Origin of the sequence: Symbiopectobacterium sp. (assembly GCF_047692315.1) — a bacterium.
GTDB lineage: Bacteria > Pseudomonadota > Gammaproteobacteria > Enterobacterales > Enterobacteriaceae > Symbiopectobacterium.
Genome location: NZ_JBLLJS010000012.1, coordinates 400,057 through 422,560 on the forward strand (window position 1 = coordinate 400,057; position 22,504 = coordinate 422,560).

Sequence of the window (22,504 nt, forward strand, 5' to 3'; positions counted from 1 at the left end):
CACGCCGTGCGATTCGCCCTCCCCCCTTTATCCAGCCATGGGTTACACCACATACAGCACAAACAGGCGGGGATTAGCCGCCTGCGGATTATCACACAATCTCAACGTATAAAAACGCTTACTTGCCGCTTTTTACCTTGGTCCAGGCGCGTGTACGCGCACGGTCAATCTGCGGTAATTGCACTTTGAGCGTAAACAGCTTGGCACGCACATCAGCCGGCGGGAAGATACCTGGATCGTTACGTACTGCTTCATCAACCAGCGGAACGGAGGCCTTATTCCCGTTGGCATAGAACACATAGTTACTGATATTGGCAATCACTTCCGGTTTCATCAGGTAGTTAAGGAACTGGTAGGCTTCATCGGTATTTTTGGCATCGGCTGGCATGGCGAGCACGTCAAAGAATGCCAGAGCCCCTTCCTTCGGAATGCTGTAACCAATGTTAACGCCATTTTTCGCTTCCTTGGCACGGTTAGCCGCCTGTTGCACGTCTCCGGCCCAGCCGATAGCCACACAGATGTCGCCGTTAGCCAGATCGTTGATGTATTGGGAAGAGTGGAAATAACGAATGCTCGGGCGCAATTTCAACAGCAGGTCAGTTGCGCCTTTGCTGTAATCATCTGCCTTGGTGCTGTTCGGATCTTTACCCTGATAATTCAGCACAGTGGCGAAAATCTCTTCCGGTGCATCCAGGAATGCAACCCCACAGCTTTTCAGTTTTTCCAGGTTTTCCGGTTTCAGTACCAGATCCCAGCTGTTAAGCGGTGCATCAGTGCCCAATGCGGCTTTGACTTTATCAATGTTAAAGCCAATACCCGTGGTAGCCCACAGATACGGAATGGCATATTTATTGTCCGGATCGTGCTGAGAAATCAGCTTCATCAATTCCGGATCGAGATTTTTGTAGTTAGGCAGTTTGCTTTTATCCAGCGGCTGGAAGACGCCCGCCGCAAGCTGACGCTCCAGGAAGCTGGCAGAAGGCACGACCAGATCGAAACCGGTGCTGCCCGCCATCAATTTGCCTTCCAGAACCTCATTTGAGTCAAACACGTCATAGACGACTTTGATGCCTGTTTCTTTCTGGAAATTGCTCAGAGTGTCCGGCGCAATGTAATCTGACCAGTTGTACACATGCAGCGTTTTTTCTTCCGCAGATGCGGTGACGGACGCGGCCATCATTAAGCCGGCAACAACACCCGAGAGCCATGTTTTACGTTGGGTGAACATCCGTTCCTTCCTCCATACCAGGGGGTGAATCATGGAATAAAATCCGTATCAGGACGATACCGGACACATACCTGAACTTATTGCGCCGATGGGCGGGGACGTTGAATGGCTATGCACTAAAAATAATCATAGTACACACAGACATAAATGCATCACTATCGCCTGACGGTCACAGGAAGTTAGCATAACCGCCTCGTCTTCGCGGTGCTATATGCGTAACGTAAAAAACGGCTTTTATCGATTAATTATGCAGGAGTTGGCGCGGTGCACGGGAAGTCTTTACTCTGACCGGTGGAATATATCGAAAACTTACTCACTGGCAGCATAAACCAAAGATAACCAGCAAATAAGAAAAAGTGATTGCTGCCCGCAGGCAGCAACAGGATTAATGCAGGCTGTGAGAGACGCCACGCGCAGGAGAGGCCTCTTCTTCACCAAGAAACAGCATATTGTTGGCGCAAGCTTCCAGAATAACCATGGAGATCTGCTCCTCAGACTGCCGCATAAAGTGGCGGAACTGTTCAATGGTAATGCCTGCCGCCACGCCTACCGTCTGACACACAATAAGCTTCGGCAGATTATCGTCTTGCACATCAAGAAAAGCTTTCACCGTCAATGAACTGGCATTGATTTGGCTCAGGTTACTGGCCAACGGAATCAACGCGCTGGGCTTCACTTCCGCCAGCGCAGAAAACAGAATGACACCGTCAACCAGATCGACTTTGGCATCGAAGATGCCGTCAAAATTCTGCATATGGGGCAAATGCAACGCCTGACAAGAGTCACATTCGAAATAGAGAATATTGAGTTGATCCAACCACCGCAGCAGCAGATTCAGATCCGGAACGATGAGTGAATCCATCATAATGTGCCTCATTTGTGCCTGTAACGTGAAAACCTTACTAGCTTACGTAAAATTCGCGCTCGATACCCATAGAAAAGCGGGATTAGCCCACTTGCTGGCCACACTCAACCGCGCGCATGCTGCTCAATAAACGCCATCATCATATCAGCGATATCCATTTGAGTTGTACGTTCAATCCCTTCCAGACCGGGCGAAGCGTTCACCTCCATCACTAACGGCCCGCGCGCCGCGCGTAAGATATCCACCCCAGCCACACTTAGCCCCAGCGTTTTGGTCGCCTTCACGGCAATCGCACGCTCACGAGCGATAGTCGTGACAGCGCGCGCGGTACCGCCGCCTCGCGCAGCCGCATACAGGAGTACAAGCTGCCGTCCCGCGATAAAATGGCGATTTTCATCAGTTTTTCACCCACCTTTAGCGGATTGCCCACACTTGCTGATGCAAGTAGTCCAGAATAAAGGGCCGCAACTCTTTTTGCAGCGTGCGCTGCACATGCTCGCTCCAGGTGTCACGGCGGCGATTACTACCACGTTGCTGGTAGTAATCGCCCAACTGCTGGTCATACTGAGCCAACACGGCTTTGTCCAACGGCTGATAACCGTTTTCATGTACCACCAGCGACGCGGGCAGACGCGGTTTAAGATCGGGCGTGGCGGCAGGGTAACCCAGGCAGAGGCCAAACAGCGGTAAAACCTGCTGCGGCAGTGACAGCAGCGACGTGACGTCGGCAATATGGTTACGAATACCGCCGATAAAGACACCGCCCAGCCCCAGCGATTCCGCCGCGACCAGCGCGTTTTGCCCCATCAGCGCAGTGTCAACACACCCCAGCAGCAATTGCTCTGCCAGCCCGGTTTGCGCCTGAGGAAAGATTTGCAGGTGGCGGTGAAAATCGGCGCAAAACACCCAGAACTCCGCCGCGTCAGCGACGTGCTGCTGATCGCCACAATAGTCGGCCAACGTCTGGCGCAACGCGGGATCGGTAATACGAATAATGGAACTGCATTGCAAAAAGCTCGAGCTGGAAGCGCTCTGGGCGGCAGCAATAATGACAGCACGCGCATCCAGTGCAATAGGTTGCGTGCTAAAAGAACGAATGGATCGATGATTAAGCAGCAGATCGATGGTTGGCGTCACTCTTCCTGTCCTTCTGATGGTGTGTCCTGAAGATCGCGAGGTTGGCTCTCTGAACCGGATAGCCAGGCGCTTAACAGGCAGCATAAGCCAGCCGTGGCGGCGCACCAATGCCCCTAACCTCAGGTTATGAAGTTTGATAGCCATCACATATTATTGCAACAGGGATTTACTGCTTTTTTTTCACTGCGGATAGGGGCATAGTAACCCACATAAAGACGAGGACAATATCGTTTTACCGCCTTTTGTTTTGATAAGGAGTTAACATGTTTGCTGTTATTTTTGGCCGCCCTGGCTACCCTTACTGTGTTCGCGCTAAAGCGCTGGCGGAAAAGCTGACGGAACAACGTGACGACTTCAGTTTCCGTTACGTTGATATTCACGCAGAGGGAATCACTAAAGACGACCTGTCTAAAACCGTAGGCAAGCCGGTTGAAACTGTTCCGCAGATCTTTTTAGACGAAAAACACATCGGTGGCTGCAACGATTTCGAAGCTTATGCCAAAGCGAACCTGAACCTGTTTCAGTAACACATCGACAAAATACCTCACCAAAGGCGCATCACGCGCCTTTGGTGTTTTTGCCTCTAGCGAAAATAGCGCTGATAAGAAACGTAGACGAACAAAAATCCCAACTCCCCCATCAGACTCCAGAACACCGCGCTCATGACATAGGCGAGTTCCTGCCAGAAGGCATTCATTGGTGTACGCTAGAAGTGTAGAATAATCAGACACAGCGGCATGGCCATCAGAGCGCCGAAAAAAGGGTAGCGCAACCGACCACGCGCAGATAAACCGCTGGCGATAATACCCGGCAGCAGGAACAGCAGCATCCCAGGCCCCCCCCCGAAATCCCGTCTCCGATGCGATAAAGACATCCATCTTTTGACTCAAAAACACCACGGTAAACAACAAAAAACAGCAGGTAGCACCGACCCACCCCTTATTGCTTCCCATATTCGCCTCTCTTTGCCCCTCGTCAACGTCGAGCGTCGACGTCAAGTGAGGCGTATTTAATCGGAACAACATCGGAATATCCCTGATATAACAGCAAGCAAGGCGGCATCACTTTTTATAAAATAAAGGCTGGCTGTAACACGAACACCCAACTAAAATGGCAGCACTCTTGCTACGCTTCGGGCAATTTCTTTTCAGGAAACTGGCGGCACCAGTATGGAATCACACACTTTTCCTGCTGGATTGTTCACGCCTTGCTCCTCGATTGCCCTACAGTGAGTATTCTGAGTGAATAGGCATAAATTTAGTCATTACCATCATTAATATCAACAACTTACAAGTAAACAACACGTTGCAGGCCATGAATATAAACTTCGCTGAGTTGTTAAACGGGAATTACATACTGCTTTTATTCGTGGTGCTTTCATTGGGGCTGTGCCTCGGGAAAATACGGCTAGGCAGCGTTCAACTGGGTAATTCCATTGGTGTTTTAGTGGTGTCATTATTATTAGGACAGCAACACTTTGCCATAAATACCGATGCGCTTAATCTCGGTTTTATGCTGTTTATTTTTTGCGTCGGTATCGAAGCGGGCCCTAATTTTTTCTCCATTTTTTTTCGTGACGGTAAAAATTATTTCGCGCTGGCATTAGTTTTAGTCAGCTCAGCATTGGTGCTGGCACTGCTGTTGGGCAAAATTTTCCGCTGGGATATCGGCCTGACGGCAGGGATGTTGGCGGGTGCAATGACCTCGACCCCTGTTCTTGTTGGGGCTGGTGATGCTCTGCGCAATGCCAACAGCGTCAATCCGCAACTCGGCGTTGAGCTGGATCACCTGAGTCTCGGCTATGCGCTCACCTATCTGATCGGTTTGGTCAGTCTGATTTTTGGCGCGCGCTATCTGCCAAAGCTACAACATCAGGATCTGCCCACCAGCGCGCAGCAAATCGCCCGCGAACGTGGTCTCGATCCCGATAGCCAGCGCAAAGTGTACCTCCCTATCATTCGTGCTTATCGCGTTGGACCAGAACTGGTTGCCTGGGCTGATGGAAAAAATCTCCGCGAACTGGGCATTTACCGACAAACCGGCTGTTCCATTGAGCGTCTGCGCCGTAACGGCATTCTTGCTACACCGGATGGCGATGCCACCTTGCAACTGGGCGATGAGATCGCGCTGGTGGGCTACCCTGACGCCCACGCGCGTCTCAACTCCAATTTCCGCGATGGTAAGGAAGTATTCGATCGCGACCTGCTCGATATGCGCATCGTCACTGAAGAGATTGTGGTCAAAAACAACAACGGTGTCGGCAAACGCCTCAGCCAGTTGAAACTGACCGATCACGGCTGCTTTTTAAACCGCATTGTGCGCAACCAGATCGAAATGCCGATTGATGACGGCGTGGTGCTGAACAAAGGGGATGTGTTACAGGTGAGCGGTGATGCCCGGCGGGTGAAAAGCATCGCCGATCGCATTGGATTTATTTCCATCCACAGTCAGGTTACCGACCTGCTCGCATTCTGCGCCTTCTTCATCATCGGTATGATGGTCGGGCTTATCACTTTCCAGTTCCGTAACTTCAATTTTGCCATCGGCAGCGCGGCAGGGTTGCTGTTTGCCGGGATCATGCTAGGGTTCTTGCGTGCCAACCACCCGACCTTTGGCTATATCCCTCAGGGCGCACTGAACATGGTGAAAGAGTTTGGTCTGATGGTATTTATGGCCGGCGTTGGCCTGAGCGCCGGCAGCACCATCGGCACCAGCTTTGACTCCGTAGGCATACAAATGCTGTTTGCCGGTCTGGCGATCAGCCTGATACCGGTGGTTATCTGCTTCCTGTTTGGCGCCTATGTGCTGCGCATGAATCGAGCACTGCTGTTCGGTGCCATTATGGGTGCGCGCACCTGTGCGCCCGCCATGGATATCATCAGCGATACCGCACGCAGTAACATTCCGGCGCTCGGCTATACGGGCACTTACGCCATTGCTAACGTTTTGCTAACCTTGGCCGGTTCGTTAATCGTGATTATCTGGCCTGAATTGCCGTTTTAAGCAGGTTGAAAAAAATTGTCACCTTTCTTTAAAAAAACGAACTTTTTCGCATGCATAACGTCTGAATTAGTGCCACTGCTTTTCTTTGAAATCCCCTTATTGAGGAGCCCGTCGTTCCCGCCTTTTCAGGTTCAAGAATGATGGGCCTTTTCTTTTCCCGCTCCCCCGACTTCTCTTTGCGACCCGATTCTATTGAATGGTACTATTCACGCCGGACTCACAGGGGATAATAACACGATGGAAACACGGCGAGCGGCACGGATCAACAAACTCACTCAGGCATTGAAAAATGGCGATCGGCTGCACTTGAAACAAGCGGCGGAACTGCTGGGCGTGTCCGAAATGACCGTGCGCCGCGATCTGAACGCCACCTCAGCCAGTGTGATTCTATTGGCCACTATTTCGTGTCCGATCAGCAGAACCAGCAGGTGTAGGAAAAACGTGTGGCTGGCCGTCTGGCGGCGCAGTTGATCGAGGCGGGCGATACGGTTTTTTTTGACTGCGGCACAACCCTGCCCTTTGTTATCGATGCCATCGATGAAGAGCTGCCCTTTACCGCTGTCTGTTACTCCCTGAACACCTTCCTCGCACTGCAAGCCAAATCGGCCGCCAAGGTCATTTTATGCGGTGGAAAATTTCATCCCGACAATGCCATTTTCACACCGCTGACACGACAGAGTGAACTCGACCCAATTTGCACCAACAAGGCCTTCATCTCCGCAGCGGGGGTAGATCCCAAGCGCGGTGCAACCTGCTTTAACTTTGCCGAACTGGATATCAAACACCGGGCAATGGCGCTGTCCCAGCGCACGATTCTGGTGGCTGACAGCAGCAAATTTGGTCGGGTACAGCCTGCCGCTATCGGCGCATTAACGCGATTTGATACGCTGGTTACCGACTGCGCACCCCACGGCACTTATCAGGATTTCGCGCTCGACAACGGCATTATGCTGCTCTATCAAGGGTGTTAAAACCAACCGCCAAACCACCGGGTTAGGGTTAACATCACCGCATCCCACAGTCGTCCAAACAGGCCCGCTTCGGGCACTTCATCCAGCACCACCAGTGGTCGCTGGGCGATGGTTTTGCCATCCAACTGAAAATCAATAGTCCCCACCGCCTGATTTTTCGCTAATGGCGCCTGCAAATGGGGCACCGTCAGCGTAAAGCTGGCTTTCAGGTTACGCATTTGCCCTTTAGGTACCGTGAGTGCGACATCATCGGCAACCCCTAGCCGCGCTTCACTCTGTGCACCGTACCAGACACGCTGTGTGGTAAACGTTGTGTTAGCCTGCACAGGTGTAACTGTTTCGAAGAATCGGAAACCCCAGGTCAGCAGTTTTTCGCTGTCGCGAAAACGAATGGCATCCGTCGGTGCACCCAGCACAACCAAAATCAACCGCATATTGCCTTCTGTCGCAGATGCCACCAAATTGTGCCCGGCCCCGCTGGTGTGCCCGGTTTTAATACCGTCTACGTTGAGGTTGCTGCTCCACAACAAACGGTTACGGTTTGGCTGCCGAATATTGTTGAAGGTGAATTCTTTTTCTTTGTGCAGAGCATACTCTTCCGGCACATCGCGAATCAGCGCCTGCCCTAACAGTGCCATGTCACGCGCGGTGCTGTACTGCCCCGCGGCATCCAACCCGTGTACCGTCAGGAAATGCGTATTGGTGAGGTTAAGCGATTTGACGTAATTGTTCATCAGGCTGACAAACGCATCCTGACTGCCCGCCACGTAGTCGGCCAGGGCAATACTGGCATCATTGCCCGATTGGATTATGATGCCTTTATTCGGCTCCAACACCGGAATTTTATCACCCGGTTTGAGGAACATCAGCGACGATCCGCGCAGCGTAGGATTACCCGTCGCCCAGGCATCTTTGCCAACCGTTACCAAATCGTCAGGTTTGATTTTTTCCGTTTTTATCGCCTGGCCAATAACATAACTTGCCATCATTTTCGTCAGGCTGGCGGGGTCAAGTCGCTCATCTGCCCGCTGTTCTGCCAGTACAGCACCGCTGTGGTAATCCATGAGAATAAAGGCTTTAGCCTCGATCTGTGGGGCGGCAGGCGCTTGTTCGGCGTGCACATGTGGCACCAGCGTCAGCCAAAGCAGCGTCGCGCTGCACAGCATCAGGCGGGAGCACGCGGCCTTAGAGAATCGTGTCTGGGGAAAATGGGCCGTGGTCTTCATGCGTCCTCCATGTCGTTAGTCGCGCGGTTAATCTGGTCAGATTTCGATATCTTTTGCAACGAATGGCAATAGGCCGTAGACGTTACCGCCCGCCGCCCGACAATGAAACGCCCTACTTTGTAAAGATACTCAAAGAAATGCAAACGTCTAGAAAATACGCTGATTTATAAACACGTTATGAGAGTTTTCTCATAGAAGGCAGGAATAACCGGCAAGCAGCATAGGCCGCTCGCCGGAGGAAGGACATTTAGCGGCGATCGCGCTTATCCGCACGCTTGGCAAACCAGTCGCCCAGCATCTGCACCACTTGCACCAGAATCACCAGCGCAATCACCGTCACCACCATCACCTGAGTTTCATAACGGTAATAGCCGAAGCGGATGGCCAAATCACCAACGCCGCCCCCGCCCACGATACCCGCCATGGCGGAGTAGCCGATCAGACTCACCAGCGTAATGGTCAGACCGCGCAACAACCCCGCTTTGGCTTCCGGCAGCAGCACGGTCGCGATAATACGCATCGGGCTGGCACCAAACGCCTCAGCAGCTTCGACAATACCGGGATCGACTTCACGCAAGGCGCTCTATCTACCAGACGCGCATAAAACGCCATAGCCGCAACGGACATTGGCACCGATGCCGCTACCGGTCCAATAGTGTTGCCCAGCAAAATCTGGGTCAGCGGCAGCAGCAGAACCAACAGGATCACAAACGGAATGGAACGGAACGGATGATGTTGACCAAAATGGTGCTACACAAATACACCGCACGGTTTTGCCAAAACAGGTTCCTGTCGGTAACAAAAATCAGCAGGCCCAAGGGCAAACCACCGACGATAGCACACAGCGTCGCAATGCTGACCATCTGGAAGGTTTCGCCGAACGCAACGGTCAGGTCGAGCCAAAAATCACCCATGTAACACCTCCACGCGCGCCGTACGGGTTTGTACATAATCGATAGCGGCAGCCAGTTGCTCGCTGTCCGACAGGTGCGTCAGTAATACCACCAGAATGCCCAATGCACGGTTGCCGATGTATTCAATCTTGCCGTGCAAAATGTTGACTGACACGCCGTAGCGCACTGCCACATCGGATAACACCGGCTGCTCAGCGGAATCGCCAATAAACAGGATCTTCAGCAAGGTGCCTTGCAGTTCTTCTTTCAGGCTCGCAGGCAATTCAAGATTCAACGTGTGAGAGACCAGTTGCTGGGTAAACGGGTGCTGCGGTGCGGCAAACACATCAAACACATCGCCCTCTTCCACTACGCGACCTTGTGTCATCACCGCCATGCGATCGCACACCGTTTTGATGACGCTCATTTCATGAGAAATCAGCACGATGGTGATCCCCAGACGCTGATTAATCTCCTTGAGCAGCACCAGAATCGCCGCGGAAGTTTCCAGATCCAGTGCGGAGGTCGGCTCATCGCACAGCAGCACTTCCGGATGATTCGCAATGGCGCGCGCAATGCCCACACGCTGTTTCTGTCCACCACTCAAGAGGGAAGGATAGACATCGGCTTTATCAGACAGCCCCACCAGCCTCAGCATTTCAGGCACGCGCTGGGCAATTTCCTGCGGTGATTTACCCGCCGCTTTCAAACTGAACGCGACGTTTTCCGCCACGGTACGCGTCTGCATCAGGTTGAAGTGCTGAAAGATCATGCCAATACCCTGACGGGCACGGCGCAGTTCGCTGCCGCTCAAGTCACTGATCGTGACGCAGTTCACCGTGACACTGCCGCCCGTGGGGCGCTGCAACAGGTTAATGGTGCGCAGCAGTGTGCTCTTTCCCGCCCCGCTGGTGCCCACAATCCCGAAAATTTCACCCTGCCGGATACGCAAACTGACGTTATCAACCGCCGACGTTGCGCCCTGCTTCCCCTGAGAAAAATTCACGCTAATCGAGTTTAGCTCTATCATCACCGATTCTCTGTTTTATTTCTTCGTACCCGTCAGACTTCACGTTGCAGGTGCGTTGCGCCGCTCACCGGGCAAAAAACGTCATTCTGGACAAAAAACATTATCCCGGCCAAAGGCTGGGATAATAACACGCCGTTGCAGTAGCTCATACCGGCTTACTGTGCGGCACGCGCCTTCATCCATTCTGGCTTCTGAAATTCGCTGAATACACTGCCCGGCGCATTGATCGCGGCAGCATACTCTTCGGATTCCACGACGGCTTTGATATCTTTGGCAAACGGCTTATCGATATCATCCGCGCGCACTGCAATCACGTTTTTCAGGTTTTCGTCCAGCGTTTCCAGTTTGATCGCAGTGGAGAGCTTCAGTCCGGCGGCAAAAGCAAAGTTACCGTTAACCAGAGATTGCCGTTACGCTATCCAGCGTACGCGGCAGCTGGGCCGCTTCCAGCGGTTTGAATACCAGACCGCGTGGGTTATCGACAATATCTTTTTCTGATTCTTTAGTGGCATCAAGTTCCGGTTTAATGGTGATCAGCCCCAACGATTGCAGAAAGCGCAGCCCACGTGCCAGATTAGTGGCATCGTTGGACAGCGTGATCACGTCACCTTTTTTCAGCTCGTCCAGAGAGTGAATTTTTTTGGAGTAGAACCCCATGCTCGCGGTAGGTACGATAATCAGCTTAGCGAGCTTCAACCCTTTGTCGGCCGCAAATTTTTCCAGGTAGAGCGAATGCTGAAACAGGTTGGCATCAATGCTGCCATTCGCCAGCGCCAGGTTAGGCTGTACGCAGTCGCTGAATTCACGAACTACCACTTTGTAGCCCTTTTCCTCCAGTTGCGGTTTGATGGTCAGGTTTACCATGTCGCCATAAGGACCGGGTGCCACGCCAAATGTCAGCGTCTGCGGATCGGTGCTGGCCTGTGCAGTCGAGATGTCTGCCACAAACGGCAGTGCGGAAATAAGCGCCGCGCCCAGCAAGGCACGAAAACGATGGGTAAAAGTCATTGTGGTTTCCCTGTTTTACATTGTGTACTGCATTATGAAAAATCCGCTTTGGGATGATAATTCCCTTTTCTTATCACCCAGCCCAGTTGAAAAGCAGGTATAGTTGTTGGCGTTGTTGATGCCGGGACGTCAACACGCTTCTTCCTATTTCGCTATTTGAGGTTAATCATGCTTACTTCATGGGGCCGAGAGAATTCGAGTAATGTAAAAAAAGTCCGCTGGCTTGCCACAGAGTTGGGGTTGAGCTATCAGCATATTCCTGCTGGCGGTCAGTTCGGCCGTAACCGCGAAGCGGATTATCTGGCCATGAACCCGAACGGACTGATCCCCTGTCTGCAAGACGACGATCTGGTATTGTGGGAGTCCAATACCATTGTCCGTTATCTGGCAGCCAAATACGGCCAGCAGAGCCTGTATCTGGCCGATCATGGGCTGCGCGCCAGTGCAGAAAAGTGGATGGATTGGGCGATCTCTTTGGCTGTGCCGTTTGGCACCGTGTTTATCGGCCTGGTGCGTACCGCGCCCGAGCAACGCGATAATGCTCTGATTGACAAACAGAAAGCGGAGTGCGAGCGCCTGCTGACCATCGCTGACAATGCCCTCTCACATCAACCCTGGCTGTCTGGACAGGCATTTGGTATTGGTGATATCCCTTTGGGGTGTATTGCCTATGGTTGGTTTAACATGGACATCGAGCGCCCCGCATTACCGCATCTGGAGCGCTGGTATCAACAGTTGACCGCACGCCCCGCTTACCGCGACACGGTCATGTTGCCGTTAACCTGATGCCATGTAACCGGTGCTATTCTGCACGAAGTGCGCCGGTTATTTCAGACCTACGCGTAGCAGTTTGCCATCACTGTCATCGGTCAACAGATACAGGTAGCCATCCGGCCCGACCCTGACTTCCCGGATACGTTCATTGCGATCCGTCAGCAAGCGCTCCTCCGACACAATGCGATCGCCATCCAGGGTTAAGCGGATGAGATTGCGCTCAGCCAGCGCACCGATAAACACCGAATTTTTCCACAGGGGAAAACGGTCACTCTGATAAAACGCCATACCGCTAATTCCCGGTGATTTTTCCCATACGTGGGCAGGATCGGCCATGCCCGGGACACGGGTTCCCTTCGCTTCCGGGATTTTCAGACCGGAGTAGTTGATGCCGTGGGTCGCCAGCGGCCACCCGTAGTTTTTCCCGGCAGCCGGGAAATTGATTTCATCGCCACCGCGCGGACCATGCTCGTGTTCCCACAGCGTACCGGTAACAGGGTTAAACGCCAGCCCTTGCGGATTACGGTGGCCGTAAGACCAAATTTCGGGCCGCGCACCCGCTTTATTCACAAAGGGATTATCCACGGGAACCTTGCCGTCGCACAATCTTCCCTCCTTGTAGTTTATCCAGATCCTGCGCTGTCGGACGCTGGTTATTTTCACCCAGCGAGATAAACAGCATGCCGTTTTTATCGAAAGCCAGCTTGCCGCCGAAGTGATTCCCGCTGGAAAGTTTGGGCTGTTGGCGGAAAAAGACGCTGAATTGCTCCAGATGGCGAGAATCCTCAGACAAGCGACCATAGCCCACGGCGGTGCCTGCATTGCCATCATCCCCCGCCTCGGCAAAACTCAGGTAGATACGACGGCTTTCGCTAAAATTCGGTGCCAGAGCCACTTCAAGCAAACCGCCTTGTGATTTGGCAAACACCGGCGGTACACCATCAATCGACGCGGAAAGCCCTTTTCCCTCCTGCCAGCGACGCAGTTGCCCGGCGCGCTCGGTAATCAGAATACCGTCATTGCCCGGCAAAAAGGCCAGTGACCAAGGGTGGTCCATTTTGTCCTGTAACTCTGTTACCACAGGCTCAGCCGCCATCAACGGCGTGGAAACCGTAAGTGCAAGCAGCAGCGTACGAGCGCGGGCGGTAAATATCCTGGTCAATGAAAACGGCATAGCAAAACTCCCTGGCAAGGCATTTCAGTAACTGTAGGCAGCACTGCCGCCGCACGCAAAAAAAGCGGTGATGTTTTACTTTTCTTGACGTTAGCACAGGGTAAAACGCTACCTGCCCTCTTTTCCCCACCACCCAATATCGTTTGACACCACTTTCTCGCCTTACCCCTACACTTAGCTGTATAATTTTTACCGTAATGCCATTAAAATCCCGCGCCATTGATGCAAAGTGAGTAAAGTTGAATGTCCCACACAAAAACACCTGCCGCCGCACCGAAAGTCGGTTTCGTGAGCCTAGGCTGCCCGAAAAATCTGGTCGATTCCGAGCGCATCCTGACGGAGTTGCGCAATGAGGGCTATCAGGTTGTGCCAACCTACGATGATGCCGAAGTGGTGATCGTCAATACCTGCGGTTTTATCGACAGCGCGGTGCAAGAGTCGCTGGAAGCCATTGGCGAAGCACTGAATGAAAACGGCAAAGTGATCGTTACCGGTCGCCTCGGTGCCGAAGAGAACCAAATCCGCGAAGTGCACCCCAAGGTGTTGGAAATCTCCGGCCCGCACAGCTATGAGCAGGTGATCTCACATGTGCATCATTATGTTCCCAAACCGGCGCACGATCCCTTTACCAGTCTGGTGCCGGCACAAGGCGTCAAATTGACCCCCAAGCACTACGCTTATCTGAAAATTTCTGAAGGTTGCAACCATCGCTGCACCTTCTGCATTATCCCTTCCATGCGCGGTGATTTGGATAGTCGCCCGATCGGCAGCGTGCTGGATGAAGCCAAACGACTGGTTGAGGCCGGTGTGAAAGAGCTGCTGGTGATCTCGCAGGATACCTCTGCCTACGGTGCCGACGTGAAGCAACGCACCGGCTTCTGGAACGGACAACCGGTGAAAACCAGCATGGTAAGCCTGTGTGAGCAGCTCTCTTCACTGGGCGTGTGGGTGCGGTTGCACTATGTTTACCCTTATCCACATGTGGATGACGTTATCCCGTTGATGGCCGCAGGCAAGATCCTGCCTTATCTGGATATCCCGTTACAGCACGCCAGCCCGAAAATCCTTAAGCTGATGAAACGCCCAGGTGCCGTAGAACGCACACTGGAACGCATCAAACAATGGCGCGTACTGTGCCCTAAGCTGGCGCTGCGCTCCACGTTTATTGTCGGTTTCCCCGGCGAAACGGAAGAAGATTTTCAAATGTTGCTCGATTTTCTGAGCGAAGCGCGACTGGATCGCGTGGGTTGCTTCAAATACAGCCCGGTGGAAGGCGCCGCCGCGAACGATCTGCCGGAACAAGTGCCAGAAGCGATCAAAGAAGAGCGTTTTCACCGCTTTATGGAGCTGCAACAGCGTATCTCCGCTGAACGGTTGCAGGAGAAAATCGGTCGCACACTGCGGGTACTGATCGATGAAGTGGATGACGAAGGTGCCATCGGTCGCAGCATGGCCGACGCACCGGAAATCGATGGTAGCGTCTACCTCAACGGCGAAACAAAAGTCAAAGTGGGTGACGTTGTGCAGGTGGTCATCGAACACGCCGATGAATACGATCTGTGGGGTAGTCGCGTGAATTAACCCGCTTTCGCACCACATAAACCGGCCTGATGGTCGTTTTTTTTTGCCCATTTTTCGCGCAATCGCGCAACGATCAATCAATAATCGGCCATTAGATTGACTATGGCTTGCTTACGCCAGACGGGTAAAGTAGCCTTTGCTCATGATTATTTTCTTCGTCTTGATACCCGTATGAGCATATGGAAGCGCTTGATAGTCGGTTTAGGCATTGTTCTTTGCGTATCATTACTGTCCGCATTTGCCCTGGATCGGTGGATTGGCTGGAAAACAGCACCCTATATCTATGACGATTTGGCCGCACTGCCAGAGCGTCAAGTGGGTGTGATGCTGGGTACGGCAAAATATTACCGCGTCGGCGCATTGAATCAGTATTACTTGTTCCGTATTCAGGGAGCAATCAATACCTACAACAGCGGGAAGGTCAGCTATTTGCTGTTAAGCGGTGACAATGCGCTGCAAAGTTACAACGAGCCGATGACCATGCGGCGCGATTTGATCGCGGCGGGCATTTCGCCCAGCGATATTGTGCTCGATTACGCCGGGTTCCGCACGTTGGATTCAATCGTTCGCACGCGCAAAGTGTTTGATACCAACGATTTCACCATTATTACGCAACGCTTTCACTGCGAACGCGCGCTGTTTATCGCTATGCACATGGGCATTCAGGCACAGTGCTATGCCGTTCCCTCGCCCAAAAACATGATGACGATCCGTCTGCGTGAAGTAGGGGCACGGCTTGGGACGCTGTTCGATCTCTACATTCTGAAACGCGAACCACGCTTCCTTGGCCCGCTGGTCCCTATCCCGGCGGAGCACAAAATTGCAAAAGATGAGCCGGATTATCCTGCCGTACCGCCTGAATTAATCAATACGTTAGACAATCCGTCCGCAGAAAAAGCGCATGAGAACCGCCCCGAAGAAAACAGCAAAACTTCGCCACAGCAGCCTTGATGCGAGACCCCATCTCATCGATGAGTGTCAGCGCGAAGATCCTGCCAGCCACCCTGTTAAGCGTCGCCATCCCCACTCCAGTGGTCCTTGCTCGAAATTACGCAGCAATAGTGCGCCACCAGCCCGTTAATCAGCCAGACAAACGGCACGATACCCAACAATTGCAGGCGATCGAACTGCATAAAACCGCCCCAGTGATAAAAGAACCGGGTGCAGATCACCGTCTGCAACAGATAGCTGCTTAACGCCATCCGTCCGATATTGCTGATCCATACTGACGCTCGCCACTGTTGCAGTGCTGGCCAATAGCCGTAGCAGAGTGCCAGATAACCGATAGCCTGAATCGGTGCCGCAATATCGCGAGGAATTTGCAGCAACAGACCGCCCCAGCGGTACTCCCACGCGAGATGCCACTGCAACACAATGCCGATAGCATCAATCATCAGTCCCATGCCGATGAACCACAGTGCAACCTTGCGATAGTGTGTCAGGCTAAACTCGCCGCGCAGCCAACCATATTGCACACCGAGCGACAATAAGCTCTCGATCATCAGATCCACGCGATTGCGCCACGCTTCTACACCGCCAAGTTGTAGCCAATAGGCCTCGTAGGCAATGTCTGCATCTCCCGGCAACCAATAGCGCCCCGGTTCCGGACTGAGGATCTGGCTTAACACCACCAGCATGCCAACGCCTACGGCGCACATAAAAACGCCCATACGCATTAGCATACGGCTGCTGTCCGCCTGTCGGATAATGGCATAGCAGAGTAGCCCGATCGGCCGTAATCCAGCAAAATATCGCCATCCCAAAGGAAAATACCGTGCAATAGCCCAATAAGCATCAACCAGAACAAGCGTGCATGAACCCAGCGCGTGCCTCGTGGTAGCAGCAGTTGTAAACCGGCACCAAACAATAGGGCAAACAACGTCAGAAACTTCGCCTGCGCCAGTAGATCCATCAATGCCCAGGTCACGGCATCACGCAGCGCAGGGTAACCGGCATAAGCTGGATTAAGATAAGCCGCCTTAGGCAGGCCGAATGCCGTGATATTGAGCAATAAAATGCCCAATACGGCAACGCCGCGCACGAAATCCAGCGTGGCGATGCGGCGCGGCGCGGCGATGACGGAGATTGATGCATCATAGGCGTTTGTGCCAATCCAATGGGACTCATGCAGCCAGCAGCCACACCCGGTGGGCGCGGTAGGAAGATCAGTGCTGGTGGTGACGTACTGCGCGCAGGAATTCCTGACGCGTATTCTGGCTCGATTTGAACAGACCGCCCAAGGATGTCGTGGTGGTAGCGCTGGTCGCATCACAAATACCGCGCGCTTTGACACAGTAGTGCACGGCATCAATCGATACCGCAACGTTGCTGGTACCCAGCAGGGTTTGCAGCGCAACAAGAATCTGTTGCGTCAGTCGTTCTTGCACCTGCGGACGCTGTGCAAAAAACTGCACAATGCGGTTGATCTTCGACAGGCCAATCACCCCTTCTTTCGGAATATAGGCGACGGTTGCCTTGCCATCAATGGTGACAAAATGGTGCTCGCAGGTGCTGGTCAGTGTGATATCACGCACCGTAACCATCTCATCCACCTTCATTTTGTTTTCAATAATGGTGATTTTAGGAAAATTGGCATAATCCAGTCCGGCGAAAATTTCATCCACATACATTTTTGCGATGCGATGCGGCGTTTCTGCCAGGCTGTCATCTTGCAGATCGAGACTCAGCAGATTCATGATTTCGGTCATGTGTTCAGCGATACGCGCCTTGCGGGTGGCGGCATCCAGCAGCGCGCCGCGCAGCGGGGTTTCCAGACCGCGTGCCAACAGCGCTTCATGAACCAGCGCCGCTTCGCGACTCAAAGTGGGGGTCATTCTCTTTATTCTCCGGCAGGTGTGACATTCCAAGCGCGTTCACTCTAGTGGAGTGACGCAGGATTATCCAGTGATTGTACTTCATGATGGGTGAAATAGGTTCAACTTCATGTCGAGGGAGAGCGGGTCTGTAAATAAAAAAGCGCCAGACATTTCCGCCTGGCGCAAAAGGATGAAAAAGCGCTTATAGAGTAACGATACGCGAGAGAGTGTTAAAACGTCTCCCAGTTATCGTTCGCTGAGGCACTTTTTTTGCTGCTGGCTAAAAGCGCAGGCGCCGGAGTCGCGCTTTTGCGCGGCAGTGCAGTCGCTTGCGACGGGCGTTTATCCTGCTCAGAGAGTTTGAACAGCGCAACGGCTTCGGTAAGCTGGTGCGCCTGATCTTCCAGCGATGCAGCAGCACCGGCAGACTGCTCAACCAGTGATGCATTCTGCTGCGTTACACAGTCCATCTCAGCAACCGCTTGCCCGACCTGACTGATGCCGCGGCTCTGCTCGTCAGAGGCATTGGCAATTTCCCCCATCAGATCGTTCACTCGTGTTACCGCCACGATGATGGAATTCATCACGTCACCGGTTTGCGCAACCTGTTCAGAGCCTTTGCCAACTCGCTCAACCGACTCGGCAATCAGTGATTCGATCTCTTTTGCCGCCTGGGCGCTGCGCTGCGCCAGATTACGCACTTCGCCGGCTACCACGGCAAACCCACGCCCTTGCTCACCGGCACGCGCGGCTTCCACCGCAGCATTCAGTGCCAGGATATTGGTTTGAAAGGCAATATCGTTGATGACACTGGTGATGTCAGCAATCTTCTTCGAGCTGGTGGTGATGCTGGCCATGGTTTCCACCACATCCGACGCCACATCCGACGCCACATCCGACGCCACTTCGCCGCCACTTCGCCGCCACGTCGTGCGGCAATGGCGGCAATGGCGGCAATGGCGGCATCTTGCGAAAGCGTGCTTGCCTGGTGCACGTTGTCGGCATTCTGTTTTACCGTGGCGCTCAGTTGCTCCATACTGGCCGCGGTTTCGGCCAATGCAACAGCCTGCTGCTCGGTACGCGCCGACAGGTGGTTGTTACCACTGCGGATTTCGCTTGAGCCTTGATAGATAGCCGCAGAACTGTCGCGAATGGTGGATACCGTCCCAATCAATTTGCTCTGCACGTCTCTGAGGTAAGGGATCAATTGCCCTACACAAGTTACGCCCAAACTCTTTGACCGGACTGCCGAGATCGCCATCAGCCATCACACGGAAATGCGCTTTGATATCGTTTAACGGCCGCACCAGATAGCGATCGGTGAGCAGCAGCATCAGCGCACCAATCACTAATGCCGCCAGAAGCACGCTTCTGCCCCATGACAGCAAGGAATAGACCTGCTGCAATGATTCCGTTGAGCGCGAGGTGATACTGCTTTGATATTTTTCCATCGCGCCGCCAAATGCCACGCTGAGCGGCGGGTAGGTGTTCATGAACAACTGTTGGAACACCTCTGGTTTATTGTCACGCGCTGCCGCAATCATCGGCTGCAACCCGTTGCTGATCACCGCCTGCCAGGTGTTGACCATAGCAGAGGCAATCTCAGGATCGACGATAGAATGATCGGTATTTTTGAATTGTTCTAAAGCCTCGCTGGCGTTTTTCAATGCGGTCGCGGCGGCGGTTAACGTTTTTTCAGCATCTGCGCTGTTACCGGCCTGCATAAAATCCATTGACCGCACCATACGCGTCACAGTACGGAAATACTGATCGTTGCCTCTCGACAACATTTCTACATTTTTTTTCTGTATTTCGCTCTCTTCAAGCAGCCCCGTCATTTTGCTTAATGATGACATGTTATAAAGGGAAACTGCGGCCCACAACAGCAGAAAAGCCCCTAAAATGATAAGAAGCATTGCCCTGATGGTGATATTTCTTAAAAAGTTCACGGATGACTCCTGTAACGAATTCAGCGATCTTCTTTTACGCTTTTTGTTTATTTTCCGCGTATTCATCGAGATCGGCCGTCACTGCGTGACACATGAGTGATGCGCCACAACGTATCAAACACTCCTTGTCGTGTAACAAAAAAACATTTACCAGTCTTAACTAACATCATCGGCAATAAACGACTCACCTTTACCCCGGCTGAGCATTAAACACGATAAAAAAAACGACAACAATAGATACAGTCTATTGTTAGCACGAACTGATTTTTTTCGTAATAAATTCCGCTTTCACTTGGTTTTTTTATTTTTGAGCATAAAGGACCATTGGCGATTGGTGCATTTTCCCTGCTTGTGTTTTTTCACAATGCGCCGAGTCATAATAACTGTAGATACTTTTAAATTTTAGACCATAAAATATTAGCCTATCTTTATATATAGCCAACTAATAATTATTTAAATTCACAGTTAACGGCCGGTATTATCCCGTTTGCTTATTTTTATGTTACCCATAACCAAGAAATAAGCTGGCAGAATCACTGGCATTTTCTTTATATGGCATGCACCCTATGATGGTTTTGTAACAGACTTAAAATAGATTTATCACGCTTTAGCATCGCGCTGAAAGGCCGCCATTTCCTCAGCCATTTTCCGTCAGATGTAACAAGAACGTTGCCAAGTCACGTAACAATCGCTAGACTGAGATAATCACAAAAAATGAATAAGTACAGCAAAGTTAATCTCAAAAAAAAGAAAGTCATATTTATGGATCTGACGCAGCTTCGCATGTTCTGTCTGGTGGCAGAAACGGGATCGGTGGCGCGCGCCGCTGAGCTGTTGCAGCGCGTCCCCTCAAATTTAACCACCCGGTTGCGCCAACTGGAACAGGAGTTAGGGCGCGACCTGTTTATTCGTGAGAAACAGCGGCTGCGCTTATCTCCGGTCGGACACAATTTACTCTGCTATGCAGAGCGTATTTTGGCATTGAGTGAAGAAGCAATCAGCATGACACGCGCGGGCGAACCGACAGGCAATTTCGCCTTGGGTGCCATGGAAAGCCTTGCCGTGAGCCATCTACCGTTATTGTTATCGGCCTATCACGCTCGTTATCCCGCAGTGTCTGTCGCCCTTACATGTTCGGTCTCCAGCGATATTGTCGAGCGGGTGAGAACCGGGACGTTGGCAACCGCGTTGGTGGATGGACCGATACGGGCCGATAAGCTCAATGGTTGCGCAGCGTTTACCGAAACACTGGTGCTGGTTTCTGCCTTAGACCATGCCCAAATTACGCATCCGCAAGATATCGCGGGAAGCACGCTGCTGGCTTTTCGTGCGGGTTGCGCCTATCGGCATAAGCTGGAAACCTGGTTCCATCAGGCAAGCATAACCACCCGGCCACACCATTGATGTCACCTCGTATGCTGCAATGCTTGCCTCCGTGGCAAGCGGTGCCGGTGTGGCGCTGCTGCCACTTTCAGTATTGGATGCGCTTTCAGCCCGCGATCGGGTTCAAAGCCACCCGTTACCCGAGCTTTTTGCTACCGCATCCACCTGGCTGATATGGCAGCGAGACGCCTTTGGCCCCAATGTGGAAGCGTTTAAGAAATTAATTATCGAGCAGTTCGATACATGAACGCGCTCCCACATCTCGTTCGCTTAACGCGACGAGTTGTTCATCCCCCATTACTGCAACTGCACTACCTATAGGAGAGCACACCATGAACATGATCAAAATCCGCGCTGCTGTCGCCTGGGGCCCTAACCAACCGCTCTCGATTGAGGACGTTGAGTTGATTTGATGCCACCACAAAAGGGCGAAGTCCTGGTGCGTATCGTCGCGACTGGCGTGTGCCACACTGATGCTTACACGCTATCAGGCAAAGATCCTGAAGGCGTGTTCCCCGCCATTCTGGGTCACGAAGGTGGAGGTATCGTTGAAGCGGTTGGCGAGGGTGTTACCAACGTCTCTGTCGGCGATCACGTTATTCCGTTGTATACGCCTGAATGTGGCGAGTGTAAGTTCTGCCGTTCCGGCAAAACCAACCTGTGCCAGTCTATTCGCAGCACGCAAGGTAAAGGGTTGATGCCAGACGGCACCACGCGTTTCTTTAAAGATGGCAAGCCGATTTTCCACTACATGGGCACCCCAACCTTTTCGGAGCTGACAGTCGTCCCTGAAATTTCGCTGGCAAAAATCAACAAAGAAGCACCGTTGGAAGAAGTGTGTCTGCTGGGTTGCGGTGTAACCACGGGGATGGGTGCGGTACTGAATACCGCCAAAGTGAAGCCGAGCGACAGCGTAGCCGTCTTTGGTCTGGGTGGTATCGGCCTGTCGGCCATTATCGGCGCGCAGATGGCCGGCGCTGGACGTATCATCGGTATCGATATCAACACCAGCAAGTTCGATCTGGCTCGCAAACTGGGGGCGACGGATCTGATCAACCCGAAAGATTACGACAAACCGATTCAGGATGTGATTGTTGAGCTGACTGATGGCGGCGTGGACTTCTCTTTCGAATGCATTGGCAACGTTAACGTCATGCGTTCCGCGCTGGAATGCTGCCATAAAGGCTGGGGCGAATCCGTCATCATTGGTCGTGCTGGAGAAGAGATTGCTACCCGTCCGTTCCAACTGGTTACAGGACGCGTATGGCGCGGCTCTGCGTTCGGAGGGGTAAAAGGACGCAGCCAACTGCCCGGTATTGTCGATCGCTATCTGAAAGGCGAGTTTCCGTTAAAAGATTTCATTACTCACACCATGCCGCTGGAGCAGATTAATGAAGCCTTCGATTTGATACATGAAGGCAAATCGATTCGTACGGTTATCCACTATCGCTAATCCAGGTATAAGG

General features: G+C 52.5%; 14 protein-coding genes and 9 pseudogenes. 9 read left to right on the forward strand and 14 right to left on the reverse strand.

Annotated features, from left to right (window positions below):
- Positions 1-118: 118 nt before the first annotated feature.
- The 4 genes and pseudogenes from potF to nfsA all read right to left on the reverse strand — a co-directional run bounded on the left by potF (position 119) and on the right by nfsA (position 3,230).
- Entirely contained in the window at positions 119-1,228 is a 1,110-nt protein-coding gene (gene potF / locus ACMZI0_RS06190; RefSeq protein ID WP_415672293.1) for a spermidine/putrescine ABC transporter substrate-binding protein PotF, read from the reverse strand.
- 385 nt (positions 1,229-1,613) lie between these two features.
- Positions 1,614-2,090 (reverse strand): YbjN domain-containing protein, encoded by a 477-nt coding sequence (locus ACMZI0_RS06195; RefSeq protein WP_415672362.1) that lies wholly within the window; start codon positions 2,088-2,090, stop codon positions 1,614-1,616.
- Between the two features lie 107 nt (positions 2,091-2,197).
- A pseudogene (locus ACMZI0_RS06200) lies at positions 2,198-2,428 on the reverse strand (30S ribosomal protein S6--L-glutamate ligase); the annotation flags it as partial.
- A gap of 79 nt (positions 2,429-2,507) precedes the next feature.
- Positions 2,508-3,230 carry an oxygen-insensitive NADPH nitroreductase gene (gene nfsA, locus ACMZI0_RS06205; protein ID WP_415672363.1) on the reverse strand — a complete coding sequence of 241 codons (723 nt, stop codon included), beginning with the start codon at positions 3,228-3,230 and terminating at the stop codon, positions 2,508-2,510.
- 263 nt (positions 3,231-3,493) lie between these two features.
- Here nfsA and ACMZI0_RS06210 point away from each other — a divergent pair, with 263 nt between their 5' ends.
- Positions 3,494-3,757, forward strand: a complete 264-nt coding sequence (locus ACMZI0_RS06210; RefSeq protein ID WP_415672294.1) for a GrxA family glutaredoxin — start codon at positions 3,494-3,496, stop codon at positions 3,755-3,757.
- Positions 3,758-3,813: 56 nt separating this feature from the next.
- Here ACMZI0_RS06210 and ACMZI0_RS06215 read toward each other — a convergent pair.
- A pseudogene (locus tag ACMZI0_RS06215) lies at positions 3,814-4,183 on the reverse strand (inner membrane protein YbjM).
- A 361-nt stretch (positions 4,184-4,544) separates the two neighbouring features.
- Here ACMZI0_RS06215 and ACMZI0_RS06220 point away from each other — a divergent pair.
- Together ACMZI0_RS06220 and deoR are read left to right on the forward strand one after the other, a co-directional pair.
- Positions 4,545-6,233 (forward strand): aspartate:alanine antiporter, encoded by a 1,689-nt coding sequence (locus tag ACMZI0_RS06220; protein WP_415672295.1) that lies wholly within the window; start codon positions 4,545-4,547, stop codon positions 6,231-6,233.
- A 237-nt stretch (positions 6,234-6,470) separates the two neighbouring features.
- Positions 6,471-7,204, forward strand: a pseudogene (gene deoR / locus ACMZI0_RS06225) (DNA-binding transcriptional repressor DeoR).
- Here deoR and ACMZI0_RS06230 read toward each other — a convergent pair.
- The 4 genes and pseudogenes from ACMZI0_RS06230 to ACMZI0_RS06245 form a co-directional block, all read right to left on the reverse strand.
- Positions 7,201-8,370 (reverse strand): serine hydrolase, encoded by a 1,170-nt coding sequence (locus ACMZI0_RS06230; RefSeq protein WP_415672364.1) that lies wholly within the window; start codon positions 8,368-8,370, stop codon positions 7,201-7,203. The pseudogene deoR and the gene ACMZI0_RS06230 overlap by 4 nt on opposite strands.
- A gap of 307 nt (positions 8,371-8,677) precedes the next feature.
- Positions 8,678-9,344: pseudogene (locus tag ACMZI0_RS06235) on the reverse strand (methionine ABC transporter permease).
- Complete coding sequence (locus ACMZI0_RS06240) at positions 9,337-10,353, reverse strand: methionine ABC transporter ATP-binding protein (RefSeq protein WP_415672365.1); 1,017 nt, start codon at positions 10,351-10,353, stop codon at positions 9,337-9,339. The pseudogene ACMZI0_RS06235 and the gene ACMZI0_RS06240 overlap by 8 nt, the downstream one beginning before the upstream one ends.
- 155 nt (positions 10,354-10,508) lie before the next feature.
- Positions 10,509-11,361, reverse strand: a pseudogene (locus ACMZI0_RS06245) (MetQ/NlpA family ABC transporter substrate-binding protein).
- Between the two features lie 168 nt (positions 11,362-11,529).
- Here ACMZI0_RS06245 and ACMZI0_RS06250 point away from each other — a divergent pair.
- On the forward strand, positions 11,530-12,147 hold the full coding sequence (locus tag ACMZI0_RS06250; RefSeq protein ID WP_415672296.1) for a glutathione S-transferase family protein: 618 nt from the start codon (positions 11,530-11,532) through the stop codon (positions 12,145-12,147).
- Between the two features lie 39 nt (positions 12,148-12,186).
- On the opposite strand, the pseudogene ACMZI0_RS06255 reads toward ACMZI0_RS06250, so the two are convergent.
- Positions 12,187-13,309 (reverse strand): annotated as a pseudogene (locus ACMZI0_RS06255) (PQQ-dependent sugar dehydrogenase).
- 243 nt (positions 13,310-13,552) lie between these two features.
- On the opposite strand from ACMZI0_RS06255, the gene rimO reads away from it, so the two are divergent.
- The gene (gene rimO, locus ACMZI0_RS06260; protein WP_415672297.1) at positions 13,553-14,890 is read left to right on the forward strand and encodes a 30S ribosomal protein S12 methylthiotransferase RimO; all 1,338 of its coding nucleotides are present in this window, start codon (positions 13,553-13,555) and stop codon (positions 14,888-14,890) included.
- Positions 14,891-15,067: 177 nt separating this feature from the next.
- Positions 15,068-15,841 carry an outer membrane permeability protein SanA gene (gene sanA, locus ACMZI0_RS06265; RefSeq protein ID WP_415672366.1) on the forward strand — a complete coding sequence of 258 codons (774 nt, stop codon included), beginning with the start codon at positions 15,068-15,070 and terminating at the stop codon, positions 15,839-15,841.
- A 27-nt stretch (positions 15,842-15,868) separates the two neighbouring features.
- On the opposite strand, the pseudogene yeiB reads toward sanA, so the two are convergent.
- From yeiB to ACMZI0_RS06280, 3 genes and pseudogenes are all read right to left on the reverse strand, one after another.
- Positions 15,869-16,976: pseudogene (yeiB, locus tag ACMZI0_RS06270) on the reverse strand (DUF418 domain-containing protein YeiB).
- Positions 16,977-17,055: 79 nt separating this feature from the next.
- Positions 17,056-17,724 carry a GTP cyclohydrolase I FolE gene (folE, locus tag ACMZI0_RS06275; RefSeq protein WP_222160407.1) on the reverse strand — a complete coding sequence of 223 codons (669 nt, stop codon included), beginning with the start codon at positions 17,722-17,724 and terminating at the stop codon, positions 17,056-17,058.
- A gap of 212 nt (positions 17,725-17,936) precedes the next feature.
- Positions 17,937-18,611 (reverse strand): methyl-accepting chemotaxis protein, encoded by a 675-nt coding sequence (locus tag ACMZI0_RS06280; RefSeq protein ID WP_415672298.1) that lies wholly within the window; start codon positions 18,609-18,611, stop codon positions 17,937-17,939.
- Between the two features lie 62 nt (positions 18,612-18,673).
- Here ACMZI0_RS06280 and ACMZI0_RS06285 point away from each other — a divergent pair, with 62 nt between their 5' ends.
- Entirely contained in the window at positions 18,674-18,826 is a 153-nt protein-coding gene (locus ACMZI0_RS06285; RefSeq protein ID WP_415672299.1) for a hypothetical protein, read from the forward strand.
- Here the strand turns inward: ACMZI0_RS06285 and ACMZI0_RS06290 are convergent.
- Positions 18,804-19,655 carry a Tar ligand binding domain-containing protein gene (locus ACMZI0_RS06290; RefSeq protein ID WP_415672300.1) on the reverse strand — a complete coding sequence of 284 codons (852 nt, stop codon included), beginning with the start codon at positions 19,653-19,655 and terminating at the stop codon, positions 18,804-18,806. The genes ACMZI0_RS06285 and ACMZI0_RS06290 overlap by 23 nt on opposite strands.
- Positions 19,656-20,417: 762 nt before the next feature.
- On the opposite strand from ACMZI0_RS06290, the pseudogene ptrR reads away from it, so the two are divergent.
- Both ptrR and ACMZI0_RS06300 read left to right on the forward strand, forming a co-directional pair.
- Positions 20,418-21,285 (forward strand): annotated as a pseudogene (gene ptrR / locus ACMZI0_RS06295) (putrescine utilization regulator PtrR).
- A gap of 85 nt (positions 21,286-21,370) precedes the next feature.
- Positions 21,371-22,491 (forward strand): annotated as a pseudogene (locus tag ACMZI0_RS06300) (S-(hydroxymethyl)glutathione dehydrogenase/class III alcohol dehydrogenase).
- The last annotated feature ends 13 nt before the right edge of the window (positions 22,492-22,504 follow it).

What these genes read in the sequence shown, in the direction of transcription:
- potF (WP_415672293.1), bottom strand. Translation starts at nt 1,228, where the DNA reads ATGTTCACCCAACGTAAAACATGGCTCTCGGGTGTTGTTGCCGGCTTA.
- ACMZI0_RS06195 (WP_415672362.1), bottom strand. Translation starts at nt 2,090, where the DNA reads ATGGATTCACTCATCGTTCCGGATCTGAATCTGCTGCTGCGGTGGTTG.
- ACMZI0_RS06210 (WP_415672294.1), top strand. Translation starts at nt 3,494, where the DNA reads ATGTTTGCTGTTATTTTTGGCCGCCCTGGCTACCCTTACTGTGTTCGC.
- ACMZI0_RS06220 (WP_415672295.1), top strand. Translation starts at nt 4,545, where the DNA reads ATGAATATAAACTTCGCTGAGTTGTTAAACGGGAATTACATACTGCTT.
- ACMZI0_RS06230 (WP_415672364.1), bottom strand. Translation starts at nt 8,370, where the DNA reads ATGCTGTGCAGCGCGACGCTGCTTTGGCTGACGCTGGTGCCACATGTG.
- ACMZI0_RS06240 (WP_415672365.1), bottom strand. Translation starts at nt 10,353, where the DNA reads ATGATAGAGCTAAACTCGATTAGCGTGAATTTTTCTCAGGGGAAGCAG.
- ACMZI0_RS06250 (WP_415672296.1), top strand. Translation starts at nt 11,530, where the DNA reads ATGCTTACTTCATGGGGCCGAGAGAATTCGAGTAATGTAAAAAAAGTC.
- rimO (WP_415672297.1), top strand. Translation starts at nt 13,553, where the DNA reads ATGTCCCACACAAAAACACCTGCCGCCGCACCGAAAGTCGGTTTCGTG.
- folE (WP_222160407.1), bottom strand. Translation starts at nt 17,724, where the DNA reads ATGACCCCCACTTTGAGTCGCGAAGCGGCGCTGGTTCATGAAGCGCTG.